Source organism: Actinokineospora auranticolor (assembly GCF_041897805.1).
Classification (GTDB): Bacteria; Actinomycetota; Actinomycetes; order Mycobacteriales; family Pseudonocardiaceae; genus Actinokineospora; species Actinokineospora auranticolor.
Genome location: NZ_CP154825.1, coordinates 4,593,022 through 4,604,967, shown reverse-complemented (window position 1 = coordinate 4,604,967; position 11,946 = coordinate 4,593,022). Strand labels below are relative to the sequence as shown.

13 protein-coding genes are annotated in these 11,946 nt (G+C 70.2%); 5 read left to right on the top strand and 8 right to left on the bottom strand.

The genetic code is table 11. The features are described 5' to 3' along the window. Positions 1–172 precede the first annotated feature (172 nt). Complete coding sequence (locus tag V5P93_RS20325) at positions 173–355, top strand: RICIN domain-containing protein (RefSeq protein ID WP_104483111.1); 183 nt, start codon at positions 173–175, stop codon at positions 353–355. A gap of 67 nt (positions 356–422) precedes the next feature. Here the strand turns inward: V5P93_RS20325 and V5P93_RS20320 are convergent, their stop codons facing one another. The 3 genes from V5P93_RS20320 to V5P93_RS20310 form a co-directional block, all read right to left on the bottom strand. Then, a complete protein-coding gene (locus V5P93_RS20320; protein ID WP_104483110.1) occupies positions 423–980 on the bottom strand; it encodes a dihydrofolate reductase family protein in 558 nt (185 codons plus the stop codon). Between the two features lie 54 nt (positions 981–1,034). Next, the gene (locus tag V5P93_RS20315) at positions 1,035–2,006 is read right to left on the bottom strand and encodes an RNA polymerase subunit sigma-70 (RefSeq protein WP_245931747.1); all 972 of its coding nucleotides are present in this window, start codon (positions 2,004–2,006) and stop codon (positions 1,035–1,037) included. Between the two features lie 214 nt (positions 2,007–2,220). After that, on the bottom strand, positions 2,221–3,120 hold the full coding sequence (locus V5P93_RS20310) for a cyclase family protein (RefSeq protein ID WP_104483109.1): 900 nt from the start codon (positions 3,118–3,120) through the stop codon (positions 2,221–2,223). 176 nt (positions 3,121–3,296) lie between these two features. On the opposite strand from V5P93_RS20310, the gene lnt reads away from it, so the two are divergent. Both lnt and V5P93_RS20300 read left to right on the top strand, forming a co-directional pair. Beyond that, positions 3,297–4,940: an apolipoprotein N-acyltransferase gene (gene lnt, locus V5P93_RS20305; RefSeq protein ID WP_104483108.1), complete on the top strand. Its 1,644-nt coding sequence runs from the start codon at positions 3,297–3,299 to the stop codon at positions 4,938–4,940. Positions 4,941–5,017: 77 nt separating this feature from the next. Further along, positions 5,018–5,764 carry a polyprenol monophosphomannose synthase gene (locus V5P93_RS20300; RefSeq protein WP_104483107.1) on the top strand — a complete coding sequence of 249 codons (747 nt, stop codon included), beginning with the start codon at positions 5,018–5,020 and terminating at the stop codon, positions 5,762–5,764. On the opposite strand, the gene V5P93_RS20295 is transcribed toward V5P93_RS20300, so the two are convergent. Both V5P93_RS20295 and V5P93_RS20290 read right to left on the bottom strand, forming a co-directional pair. After that, complete coding sequence (locus V5P93_RS20295; RefSeq protein WP_374066521.1) at positions 5,754–6,422, bottom strand: TMEM175 family protein; 669 nt, start codon at positions 6,420–6,422, stop codon at positions 5,754–5,756. The genes V5P93_RS20300 and V5P93_RS20295 overlap by 11 nt on opposite strands. A 64-nt stretch (positions 6,423–6,486) precedes the next feature. Then, positions 6,487–6,831, bottom strand: coding sequence for an RNA polymerase-binding protein RbpA (locus tag V5P93_RS20290; RefSeq protein ID WP_104483106.1), 345 nt, complete (start codon positions 6,829–6,831; stop codon positions 6,487–6,489). Positions 6,832–7,398: 567 nt separating this feature from the next. On the opposite strand from V5P93_RS20290, the gene V5P93_RS20285 reads away from it, so the two are divergent. Then, positions 7,399–8,172 carry a thymidine kinase gene (locus V5P93_RS20285; protein ID WP_219824187.1) on the top strand — a complete coding sequence of 258 codons (774 nt, stop codon included), beginning with the start codon at positions 7,399–7,401 and terminating at the stop codon, positions 8,170–8,172. A gap of 159 nt (positions 8,173–8,331) precedes the next feature. Here V5P93_RS20285 and V5P93_RS20280 read toward each other — a convergent pair whose 3' ends face one another. From V5P93_RS20280 to V5P93_RS20270, 3 genes are all read right to left on the bottom strand, one after another. Beyond that, positions 8,332–9,741, bottom strand: a complete 1,410-nt coding sequence (locus tag V5P93_RS20280) for an MFS transporter (protein WP_104483104.1) — start codon at positions 9,739–9,741, stop codon at positions 8,332–8,334. Positions 9,742–9,851: 110 nt separating this feature from the next. Then, the gene (locus tag V5P93_RS20275; RefSeq protein ID WP_146108375.1) at positions 9,852–10,577 is read right to left on the bottom strand and encodes a class I SAM-dependent methyltransferase; all 726 of its coding nucleotides are present in this window, start codon (positions 10,575–10,577) and stop codon (positions 9,852–9,854) included. A gap of 98 nt (positions 10,578–10,675) precedes the next feature. Then, positions 10,676–11,479 (bottom strand): glycerophosphodiester phosphodiesterase, encoded by an 804-nt coding sequence (locus tag V5P93_RS20270; protein WP_245931745.1) that lies wholly within the window; start codon positions 11,477–11,479, stop codon positions 10,676–10,678. Between the two features lie 67 nt (positions 11,480–11,546). On the opposite strand from V5P93_RS20270, the gene V5P93_RS20265 reads away from it, so the two are divergent. Then, positions 11,547–11,915, top strand: a complete 369-nt coding sequence (locus V5P93_RS20265) for a hypothetical protein (RefSeq protein WP_104483101.1) — start codon at positions 11,547–11,549, stop codon at positions 11,913–11,915. The last annotated feature ends 31 nt before the right edge of the window (positions 11,916–11,946 follow it).

Here is an 11,946-nt window from a genome sequence, read left to right as displayed (position 1 = left end):
AGGTCAAAAAGCGCTAGGAGGGGGAGGGCTCGAGTGGCCTTGCCGCGTCGATCGGGCGCGGCAGGCCCAGGCGCAGGCGGCCCCGGGGCAGGTCGACGTCGCTGACACCGGGCAGGCGACGGTCCGGCTGGTCGCCGATGTCGCCCAGTCCTCGCAGGAGAACGCCGCGCCGGTGCTCCCTTGGTCGCTGACCGGTGGGAACAACCGCCGGTTCCGGTCGGTCAACAGCGGCAAGTGCCTCAACGTGCAGTACGGAGTCGGGCAGGGCAACGCCCTCATCCAGTACACCTGCTCGGCTGGCGGCGTCGACAACGACGTCTGGCTCACCGTGTGGGAAGCGCCCACCAGCCGCTGAGGCGCGTGTAGAGGTGTTGAGGTGCTTCTCCCGAGCCGAGGTTCGGGAGAAGCACCGCCCGGGGCGGTCACCGCGGCGGGCGCTGGTACCGGGTGAGGATGGCGGCGCCGATCTGCTCGGCGGAGACGCAGTTCAGGTACGTGGGGGAGTGGGTGGCGGGGAACAGGCGCTCACCCGCGCCGAGCGCGGTGGGGAAGACCAGCAGGCGGTACTCGTCGACCAGGTCCGCCGCCATCAGCGCGCGGACGACGCTCAGGCTCCCCGCGACGACCACGTCGCGCCGCTCCTGCTTGACGGTGTCGACCAGGTCGCCGGTGATGACCTCGGAGTTCGCCCACGCCGATGTGTCGGTGGGGGAGTGGGTGGCGATGAGCTTCGGCACGGCGTTCATCCGCTGGGAGAACTCGTCGTCGCGGGTCGGCCAGACGCCGGAGAACAGCTCCCAGGTCTTGCGGCCCAGCAGCAGGACCCCGTCGTCGAGGGTGCTGCCCAGGCGGAACTTGTCGCCGCCCGCGGTGTCCGGGCCGTGCCGGAACGCCCAGCCGCCCGCCGGTGTGCCGCCGCGGCCGTCGGGGTCGGTGACGATGCCGTCCAGGGTGGTGAACTCGATGACGATGACGCTCACGGTGGATCCCTCCGGTAGGTGTTCACCGGTACGTACCGGCGGCACCGCCCGAACTCATCGCGCCGAGTCGGAGAAGATTTCGCGCGGTAGGTCGAAGCCGTCGAGCACCGCCGGGTCGGCGAACACGACGTTGCGCGCGACCTGGCCGCTGACCACCGTGAACACCTGCACCGTGTGCAACCGGTACCGACCTTCGGCGGCGGGTGCGTACGCGGCCAGCGCCGGTTGACCGTTGGCGGTCAGGCCGCGGACCCGCCAGTCCGTCCCGCGCAGGTCGAAGACGCGACGCAGGAAGCGGCCGTAGTCGTCGGTACCCCGGTACCAGAGCGGAACCGGCGGCATCTCCAGCACGGCGTCTCTGGCCAGCAGCTCCACCAGGGCGGGCACGTCCGCGGTCTCGAACGCCCGCGCGTACCGGTCGATCACCGCGCGGACCTCGGGGTCATCCGGCTCGGTGACCGCCTCGACGTCCACCAGCACGGCGCGGGCCCGCTGTAGGGCGCTGTTGACCGCGGCGACCGTGGTGTCCAGCTGCGCGGCCACCTCGCTCGCACTGAACTCCAGGACCTCCCGGAGCACCAGCACGGCCCGCTGCCGCGCGGGCAGGGCCTGCATCGCCGCCACCAGCGCCAACCGCAGGTCTGCGCGGTGCCCGACGTCATAGCGGGCGTCGGGGAAGGGCTGGAGCCACGGCACGTCGATCGCGGGCGTGAGCGGCGCCCCGGGGTCGTCGCTCACCGCGCTCATCCCCGACGGCAACGGCCGCCGCGCCCGCCCTGCCAGCGCGGTGAGGCAGACGTTGGTGGCGATCCGGTACAGCCAGGTCCGCACCGAGGCCCGGGTGGCGTCGTAGCGGTCCCGCGCCTTCCAGGCCCGCAGCATCGTCTCCTGCACCAGGTCCTCGGCCTCGTGGCACGAGCCGACCATCCGGTAGCAGTAGGCCACCAGTTCGTTCCGGTGCGACTCCAGCTCCACGAGCACATCCTGCCGCACGACGCGCCTCGGCAGCGCACCGCGGACCAGCACCCCGGCGCTCCCCGGACGCCTGACCAGCCCCGTCCCAGGTTGCCGCTCCCCTCTCGACAGCCAAATCTAAATATCGACTATTCACTATCAAGATAATCGAGAGTGGTCCAACAGCAAAAGGTGACAGCTACCAGCGCAGAAACAAAAGCGCAAGGAGGGCAGGGCGACCAGCTCGTAGGTGGTCGCCCCACGTGCCGGCCGACCGACGTGAGCCCTAGAGGATCGCGTACGCGCGGACGGGGAAGGTGCCGAAGTCGATGACCGGGGCGGGGACGGCGTGGAAGCGGAAGCCGGAGGGCGGTAGCTGGTCCAGGCCGCGCAGGTGTTCCACGACCGGGATGTCCGCAGCGAGCAGCGCGGTGTGCACGGGGCGGTCGGGGGTGTGGGTGCCGTCGATGTTGAGGCTGTCGATGCCGACGAGCGCGGCGCCCTGCTCGACCAGCCACTCGGCCGCGTCGGCGGTGAGGTGCGGGTGGCCCGCGAAGTAGGCCTCCGTGCCCCAGTTGGCGTCCCAGCCGGTGTGGATGAGGACGGCGCGCCCGGCCACGTCGAAGGGGAGGAAGGCGTTGCGGTCGATCGAGCGCCTGCCGTCGCCCGCGACGCGGACCACGACGGCATCGAGGTCGGCGAGCCGGTCGAGGGGCAGGCCCGCGAGGTCGGTGCCGTCGGGGTAGCGGTGGAAGGGGCTGTCGACGTAGGTGCCGGTGTTGGCGACGATGGTGATCTTGCCGATGTGGAACTCGGTGCCGGGTGCGTAGATGACTCGGGAGGCCTCGCGGGTGAGGTGGTCGGAGATCTCGGGGCCGGGTACGCCGGGGTAGGTGGTCATGCCGTGGCGGATGGGGTGGCTGAGGTCGACCAGGCGTCGGTCGGGTGCGGTGGTCTCGATGCCCCGGGAGCCCTTGTGGGCTTCGGCGAGCATGCGGCGGTTCGTCACCGTGACGGTTCCGACCATGAGCAGGCCGAGGTGTCGGACGAGTGCGTCGGCGACGGTGTTGTCGTCGAGTTCGGGGCTGGGGGAGTCCAGGCGGAAGCCGCGTACGGACAGCGAGCCGCCGTTGCGGAAGGTCACGTCGGCGTCGAACTCGACGCGCCACTGCTGGGTTTCCGTCACGTGTCGGGACGCTAGCAGCGCGGCAGTCGGTGTGGCCGGATCTGACCCTCCACTCAAGACTGAGACCTGGCGCACTGTGACCCTGTAGTTGAGGTTGAGGGTTGGGGTTGACCTGTGGGTTTGGTGATCACGTTCCCCACACGGGGGTCTCAGGCCCGTCCCCGTACGCTGACCGCGTGGTTGCCCCCGCCGTTTCCCCCGAGCCGGAGATCGAGCGCGTCGAGGCCCCGGCCCGCCGCCGATGGCTGCCGGTGTCGTTGCGTTCACTGCTCGTGGCGGCCGCCGGTGCGTTGGTGTACTTGAGCGTGCCGCCGCGGGTGTTGTGGTGGTTGGCGCCGGTCGGGTTCGCCGTGTTGTGGTTCGTGTTGCACGGCAGGCGGGCGCGGGGGGCGTTCTGGTACGGGTTCGTGTTCGGTCTGGGGTTCATGGTTCCGCTGTTGGCCTGGACCGGGGTGTTCGTGGGTCCGGTGGCGTGGTTGCCGTTGAGCGGGCTTGAGGCGTTGTTGGTGGGGTTGCCGTGTGCGGCGATGGCGGTGACGTCGCGGTTGCGCGGTGGGGTGTTGTGGGCGGCGTTGTTGTGGGTGGCGGGTGAGTACCTGCGGTCGGTGTTCCCGTTCGGCGGGTTCCCGTGGGGGCGGGTGGCGTTCAGCCAGCCGGAGGGGCCGTTCTTGTTCTTGGCGGCGCTCGGGGGGACGCCGCTGATCGCGTTGGCGGTGGCGTTGTGCGGGTTCGGTTTGGGTGAGGTGGCGCGCCGGTCGGTGGCGCGGCGGGCCGGGGTGGATCGGGCGTGGCCGGTGGTGGCGGCGTTGGCCGCGGTGTTGCCGCTGGTGGCGGGGTTCTCGGCGCGTGCGGTGGTGGGGAGGGACGCGCAGGCGGGGGAGGTGGTGGTCGCGGCGGTGCAGGGCAATGTGCCGCGGGCGGGGTTGGATTTCAACGCCCAGCGGCGGGCTGTGCTGGACAACCACGTGAAGCGGACGAAGCAGTTGGCGGCGGACGTGCGCGCGGGGAAGGTGCCGCGTCCGGATCTGGTGTTGTGGCCGGAGAACGCCTCGGACATCGATCCGCTGCGGAACCGGGATGCCTACGAGGTGATCGATCAGGCGGCGCGGGACGTGGGTGTGCCGATCGCGGTGGGGTCGGTGTTGGTGGGGGATGACGGGCTGCCGCGGAACGTGGTGTTGCTGTGGGATCCGGTGCGGGGGCCGGTGGAGCAGTACACGAAGCGGCAGTTGCAGCCGTTCGGGGAGACGATGCCGTGGCGGGGGTTCTTCCGGTTGTTCACCTCGGCGGTGGACCGGGCGGGGCGGTTCGTGCCGGGGACGGATCCGAGTGTGTTCGCGATGGATCGGGCGCGGGTGGCGTTGGCGACGTGCTACGAGGTGGCGTTCGACGGTGTGGTGCGGGAGTCGGTGCTGAACGGGTCGAACCTGTTGGCGGTGCCGACGAACAACGCGACGTTCGGGCGTTCGGAGATGACGTACCAGCAGTTGGCGATGGACCGGGTGCGGGCGGTGGAGCACGGTCGCGCGGTGGTGGTGGCGGCGACGAGTGGTGTGTCGGCGATCGTGCGGCCGGATGGTTCGTTGGTGTCCAGTACGGACTTGTTCACCGCGGACGCGCTGGTCGAGCGCGTGCCGCTGCGGACGGCCACTACTATTGCGGACCGGTTGGGTGCCTGGCCCGAGTGGGTCATGGTCGCGGGGGCGCTGGTGGTGCTGGTCTTCGGGCTGGTGTCGGGTCGGCGTCGTCGTAGTGCTGCCCGGGTGGGGTCCGTGCCCGGTGCGGGTGACCTGGGTGTGCCCTCTGGGTTGACGGACTGACGCAGGACACGGATGGGCCGCGGGACCGCCGCGCTCGACGACGCGGTGTGCCGCACACCGACGGGGAGGATTCTCGGATGGACCAGGCGCTGGAACCGGTGCTTGTGGTGATCCCGACGTACAACGAGCGGGAGAACCTGGAGCCGATCATCGCGCGGTTGCACGCGGCGCTGCCCTCGGCCCACGTGCTGGTGGTCGATGACGGGAGCCCGGACGGTACCGGTGACCTGGCGGATGGGCTGGCGGCGGCGGATTCTCGGGTGAATGTGCTGCACCGGACGGAGAAGGCCGGTTTGGGTGCGGCGTACATCGCGGGGTTCTCGTGGGCGTTGGAGCGGGATTTCGCGGTGGTGGTGGAGATGGACGCGGATGGTTCGCACGCGCCGGAGGACCTGCCGCGGATGTTGGCGGCGTTGGGGGACGCGGACCTGGTTCTGGGGTCGCGGTATGTGCCGGGTGGTCGGGTGGTGAACTGGCCGAAGCGGCGGGAGTTCCTGTCGAAGGGCGGGAACCTGTACGCGCGGTTGGCGTTGGGTGCGAAGGTGAAGGACATCACCGGGGGGTACCGGGCGTTCCGGCGGGCGGTGTTGGAGAAGTTGAAGTTGGGGACGGTGGCCTCGCACGGGTACTGCTTCCAGATCGATCTGGCGTGGCGGACGATCGAGGCGGGGTTCACGGTGGTGGAGGTGCCGATCACGTTCGCGGAGCGTGAGCGGGGTGAGTCGAAGATGAGTGGGTCGATCGTGCGTGAGGCCTACATCCGGGTGACGAAGTGGGGTTTGCGTCGTCGGGGTACGCAGTTGTTGTCGCTGTTCAAGCGGTAGTTTTCGGGTTTCGGCATGGCCCACCCGGGTTCCGGGTGGGCTTTTTGTCGTTTGGCGGTGGCGGAGGCGGGTGAGGTAGGCCGTGGCCGATGGGGATGACGGCCCAGCAGGCGTAGGCCCAGTGGGTGAGGAAGGCGAGGGGGATGGAGGTGAGGAACCCGGCGAGCATGGCCCAGGTGTGGCCGGTGGCGTCGGCGGTGACGTCGGGTTGGGCGTCGGGGCGGTGGAGTTGGCGGAGCATGAGGAGCCAGGTGAGGCCGGAGAGGGCTTGGACGAGGGCGTAGGCGGTGAAGCGGGTTTCGAAGGCGCCGTCGCCGCTGAGGAGGCGGGTGGCGAAGGGGGTGAGGACCTGGGCGAAGAGCCAGAGGAGGTTGAGTCGGCCGAGGTGGGTGGTGATGGTGTCGACCTGGCGGAAGAGGGCGTGGTGGCTGGTCCGGTGGGCGGCGATGACGGCGAAGCTGACGGGGAAGGCGATGTATTCGTCGCGGTGTTCGGCGAGGGCGTGGAGGAGGTCGTGGTTGGTGTCGCCGTGGGGGAGGGGTAGTTCGAGGGCGAGAGGGTGATGGCGATGGCGACGACGGCGTCGGTGAGCAGGACGGTGCGTTCGGCTGGGATGCGGCTGTGTCGGGTGTCGTCGGTGGTCATGGTGGGCAAGGATGCTGGCCCGGGACGCGCGACGGCCGCCCGGCGGGGTGCCGGGCGGCCGTCGTGGGATGTGCGCGCTACGCCGTGCGGCTGCGCCGCCCGCGCAGCTCGGTGAGGCGTTCGGTGAGCAGGTCTTCCAGTTCGGAGATGGTGCGCCGCTCCAGGAGCATGTCCCAGTGGGTGCGCGGCGGCTTGACCTTCTTGGGCTCGGGGTCGGAGCCGTCGATCATCTTGGACTCGGTGCCGTGGAGCCTGCACTCCCAGGTGGGGGGGACCTCGGCGTCGTCGCTGAACGGCACCTCGAAGTCGTGGCCCTTCGGGCACGCGTAGGAAACCGTACGGCGGGGGGCGAGGTCGTGGTTGCGGTCAGTCTCGTAGCTGACCGCACCAAGCCTGCTACCACGGAGAACACGGTCGGCCATAGCGGTGTCCTTTCACTGGGCCCGCCGGGACGGGCCAGGGTGTTGCTTACCCAGAGCAACGAACGGAGCGGGAAAAGGATTCCCGTGCCGCGCGTCGCGGTCGCTCAGGGTGACATGCTTCACCCGTCAACAACAGCATCCTCTTTAGAGATGCCACGTCATCGGGATTGTGACGCGTCATCGCGGCAACGACTTCGACATCTCACCCACTCGGGGGATGCTATCGACAGAACAGCGGATCAGGCGAATGCGAGTGGGGCGGGGGTGCGGGTGGTGTCGGCGTGGTCGTCGGGGCGGGAGTGGTGTCGGCGGGGCGCCCGATAACGGACCGTAGCCGGTACGGTTGGCATGTCGGCGGGGTTTTCGTCACGGTGTGTGCCTGGTTGGTCGGTGTGCGTGTCGGTGGGGGTGGCGGTGTCGGCGATGAGGACTGTGTCACCTTCCCGGGTGACGTGGTTGTCCTGGGCGCGGGTGGGGTCTGCCTGCCGAGGCGCTCGAAGTTGACATTGTGTGACCGCGCACATCTCGCTGAGCCCGCGCGCGGAGCCGAGGGCCGGGGCTGTGGTCTTGGCTGCCGCGCTGCCCGGGTGGGTCCGCGGCGGGGCCGGGCCGTGCTTGGTCATCCGGTGGTCGCTCGCGCGTTCGGGCGAGCAGTACTGTCTTCGCCAGCGCGACCGAGGCGGGTCGCGCGCCTGTGCGCGAGGAGACCCGGTGGCGAAGTTGTATTTCTACTATTCGGCGATGAACGCCGGGAAGACCACGACATTGCTGCAGAGCGCGCACAACTACCACGAACGGTCGATGACGACGATCATCCTCACTCCCCGGGTGGACAACCGTGATGGGGAGGGTGTGGTGGCGTCCAGGATCGGACTGACCGCGAAAGGTCGCCTCTTCGACCCGGACACCGACCTGTTCTCGCTGGTCGAGGCGGCCGACGAACGGCCGCATTGCGTCTTGGTGGACGAGGCCCAGTTCCTCACCAGGGCGCAGGTGTGGCAGCTGACCGACATCGTCGACCGGCTCGACACCCCCGTGCTGACCTACGGGCTGCGAACCGATTTCCGCGGTGAACTGTTCGAGGGAAGTCAATACCTGCTGGCCTGGGCGGACGTCCTGGAAGAGATCAAGACCATCTGCCACACGGGCCGAAAGGCCACGATGGTGGTGCGCACGGACGACGACGGCAACGCCGTGACCGGTGGCCCGCAGATCGAAATCGGCGGCGAAGACCGCTACATCTCCGTGTCGCGCAGCGAGTTCAAGAACCTCACCCGCTTGGATCTGGGAAGTCCGCTGGAAGCGGGGTCGTCCGGTGTGCTGGTTGGTGGGGAGTTGTGAGGCTGCCGTCGTGATCGTTCGTCCTCCGGACTGCGCTGCGGCAGTGGCCGGAGAAGTCCCCTGTGTCCTGTCCGGACTGACCTGGCGCGTTCAGGCAGCGGGTGTCGCCGGTGAACTCGAGGGCACCTCTTACCCGGTGGCGCGGGGCGCGGCGGGGGTTTACAGCACGGCGGGTTCGGTGTTGCCCGCGGCGGCGATGGCGCGTCGGACGGGGACGAAGTACATGAGGATGAGGCCCGCGGCGAAGAACACGACCAGGGAGATGATGGCGTAGCGGTAGGAGCCGGTGGCGCTGGCCATGCCCGCGAAGAGCAGGGGGCCGAGCCAGGAGGTGGCGCGTTCGCCCATTTCGTAGACGGAGAAGTACTGGGCTTCTTTCCCGGCGGGGACCATCTGGCTGAACAGGGAGCGGGACAGGGCGTTGGTGCCGCCGAGGACGAGGCCGATGCCGCCTGCGAGCGTGTAGAACTGGATGGCCTGTCCGGCCTGGACGAAGTAGGCGAAGCCGATGACGACGACCCAGACGCCGAGGCTGATCATGATGGTTTTCTTGGCGCCGACGCGGCGGGCGAGGAGGCCGTGCAGTACTCCGCCGAAGAAGGCGACGAATTGGACGATGAGGATGGTGGTGATGAGGACGTCGGCCTCGAAGTGCAGTTCCTCGCTGCCGTACTGGGCGGAGACGTTGGCGACGGTGGAGATGCCGTCGGTGTAGAGCAGGTAGGTGCCGAGGAAGGCGAGGGTGAGGGGGTAGGCCTTGGCGTCGCGGAGGGTGGCGCGCAGTTCGCGGAAGCCGTCGGTGAGGACGGAGCCGCTGTGGTCGGTGGGGCGGGCGCTGGGGCCGCCGCCCGCGGGGAGTCGGCGCAGGGGGATGAGGGTGAAGGCGGCCCACCAGATGCCGGAGAGGACGAAGGCGATCTGGGCGGCGTTGCCCGCGGTGATGCCGAGGGGTTCGCGGGCGAGGTAGATGGCGAGCTGGATGGCCAGGGCGAGGCCGGAGCCGAGGTAGCCGAAGGCCCAGCCGCGGGCGGAGACGGCGTCGCGTTCGTCGGCGGTGGCGATCTCGTGCAGGAACGAGTAGTAGATGACGACCGAGGTGCCGTAGCCGATGTTGCCGAGGGTGAAGAGGATGACGCCGAGTTGCCAGTTGGTGCCGGAGACGGCGGCCATGGCGATGGTGGCCAGTGAGCCGCCGAAGGCGAAGGCGGCGAGCAGGGGTTTCTTGTTGGTGGAGCGGTCGGCGATGGCGCCCATGAGGGGCACGATGAGGACCTGGATGACGGTGGCCAGGGAGAGCAGGTAGCCCCAGAGGGAGCCGGCGGGGAAGTCGAGGCCGAGTGCGCTGATGTCGCAGTCGCGGAGTTTGTCGGTGTTGCCCGCGAGGTTGGCGGGGCAGGGGTTGGGGCCGTTGCGGGTGGTGTCGGCGGTGGCGGCGTTGGCGGCTATCTCGGTGAGGTAGAGGGAGCCGAACACGGTGGTGACCGAGGTGGGGAACACCGAGTTGGCCCAGTCGTACCAGCACCAGCCGCGCTGGGTGCGCACTCGTTGTGCGGTGTCCACCGTGCTCACGTACCGCCTCCGCCCGCCTGGTCGGCCTTGGTGGCGACTGTCACCGGGTCGCCGGTCACGCGGGAGACTACTGGGCGGTGGTCAGTGCGGGGCCGGTCGAGTCCAAACGTTCACTTGGTGCCGGTGGCGATGCCGGTGAGGGTGGTGAGGGCGAAGCCGCCGTCGGTGGTGGCGGTGTCGCGGACGCGGCTTTCGACGACGGAGGCGAGCAGGTCCCAGGTGACGCCGGCGTCGGTGGGGCGTTGGGCGCGGAGCAGGGCCAGGACGGTGTCGGCGTCGAGGGTGGTGGTGCCGCGCAGGGGGGTGACGGTGACGTCGGTGAAGTGGCGTTGGAGCCAGGCCTCGGCGTGGTCGAGGGGGAAGCGGGCGTCGGTGTCGAGGAAGGGGGGTGGGTCGGTGACGCCGCAGTCGCGGGCGGCGGTGGTCCAGAGGCCGCGGAGTTCGCGGCGGTCGCCGAGGGCGTTGGCGGCGATGACGACGCGTCCGCCGGGGGCCAGGACGCGGGCGAAGCCGGCGAGGGTGGTGTCGACGTCGTCGACGGCGGGGAGGCGGTGGGTGGCGACGATGGCGGCGACGGATCCGGTGCGCAGGGGGAGCGCTTCGGGGTCGGCGTGGGCGCCGGCGCGGGTGCCGGGGGCGGCGAGGGAGAGGACGTCGAGGTGGGCGGCGCGGAGGGCGCGGACGGTGTCGGGGTCGCCGCCGACCTCGATGACGGTGCCGGTGAGGCCGGTGAGGTGGGTGGCGATGGCGGCGGGGAGGTCCACGGTCGCGTCGGTGTCGTCGGGTGGGGTGTCGGGGTGTGGGCGTGTGCCGGTCGTCTCGCGGGTGTCGGTCACCGGGCAAGGATGCCTGGTCGGGGTGGTCTGGCGGGAGTACCTGACGCACAGGTCATAGGTCTGTTACCTGGCGGGCGGGTTCTTGTGTGGACGCGCGGTCAGGTGCGGGGCCAGGCGCCGCGGGCGGTGAGGACGTCTTTGAGTACCTGGGGGCGGTCGGTCATGAGGCCGTCGACGCCGAGGTCGAGGAGGTCGCGCATCTGGTCGGGGTCGTCGATGGTCCAGACGTGGATCTCGGCGCCGCGGCGGGTGGCGGCGCGGACGAGGGCGGCGTCGACGACGCGGAGGGGGCCGTGGTGGACGGGGACCTGGGCGACGAGGGGTCGGGGGGCGGGTCCGGCGAGTGCGGTGGGCAGGTGGCGGGTGGCCCAGAAGCCGACCATGGCGCGCATGCCCATGGAGGTGAGGACGCCGGGTCCGGCGAGTGCGCGGATGCGGGTGAGGCGGGCTTCGGAGAAGGAGGCGAGGCAGACGCGGTCGCGGGCGCCGGTGCGGCGTAGGACGTCGAGGACGGGTTCGATGGCGCTCGCGGCTTTGACGTCGATGTTGACGCGGGCGTCGGGGAGTTCTTCGAGGAGGTCTTCGAGGCGGGAGAGGGGTTCGTGGCCGTCGAGGCGGGCGCGGGAGACGGTGGTCCAGGGGAGGTGGGCGATGGTGCCGCGGGTGTCGGTGGTGCGGTCGAGGGTGTTGTCGTGGTGGACGACGACGACGCCGTCGCTGGTGGCGTGGACGTCGGTTTCGAGGTAGTGGAAGCCCTCGTCGGCGGCGCGGCGGAACGCGGAGAGGGAGTTCTCGGCGCTGGCGGGGCCGGTGTCGTCGTGGTGCCAGCCGCGGTGGACGAACGCGCGGGGGTGGGGTCCGTCGAAGAAGCCGTGGGTGAGGCGGTGGGGGTGGGGTGGCACGGGTTGAGTGTGCCTCAGCGGCGTGGCGTCGTGGTGCACCGCGGGTGTCGGGCTAGCGTCGGGCGCCATGGCCGAGCCCGTTGCCCCGATCGTGTCCCCGGTGTCGTTGTTGTCGCGGAAGGCGCGGCCGTGTGGGTGGTGTGGGGCGCAGTTGCCGGAGGAGGACCGGGCGGGGCGTCGGCGTCGGTATTGCGCGCAGTCGTGCAGGCAGCGGGCGTATGAGCGGCGGTCGGCGGTGCAGCGGGGTGGGTTGCCGGAGGACGCGGTGGTGTTGTCGACCGCGGAGGTGGCGGACCTGTTGGACCGGTTGTTCCAGTTGCGGTGCGCGGCGGAGGACGTGGTGACCGCCACACAGGACGGTGCGACCCTGGCTGAGCTGGGGGTTCTCGCGGAGCAGGTGCGGGTGTCGGCGAAAGGGCTCGAGCGCCTGCGCTGACGGGGAGCGGTCCACTACCCTACGTGCTCGT

What these genes read in the sequence shown, in the direction of transcription:
- V5P93_RS20300 (WP_104483107.1), top strand. Translation starts at nt 5,018, where the DNA reads ATGGACCAGGCGCTGGAACCGGTGCTTGTGGTGATCCCGACGTACAAC.
- V5P93_RS20290 (WP_104483106.1), bottom strand. Translation starts at nt 6,831, where the DNA reads ATGGCCGACCGTGTTCTCCGTGGTAGCAGGCTTGGTGCGGTCAGCTAC.
- V5P93_RS20265 (WP_104483101.1), top strand. Translation starts at nt 11,547, where the DNA reads ATGGCCGAGCCCGTTGCCCCGATCGTGTCCCCGGTGTCGTTGTTGTCG.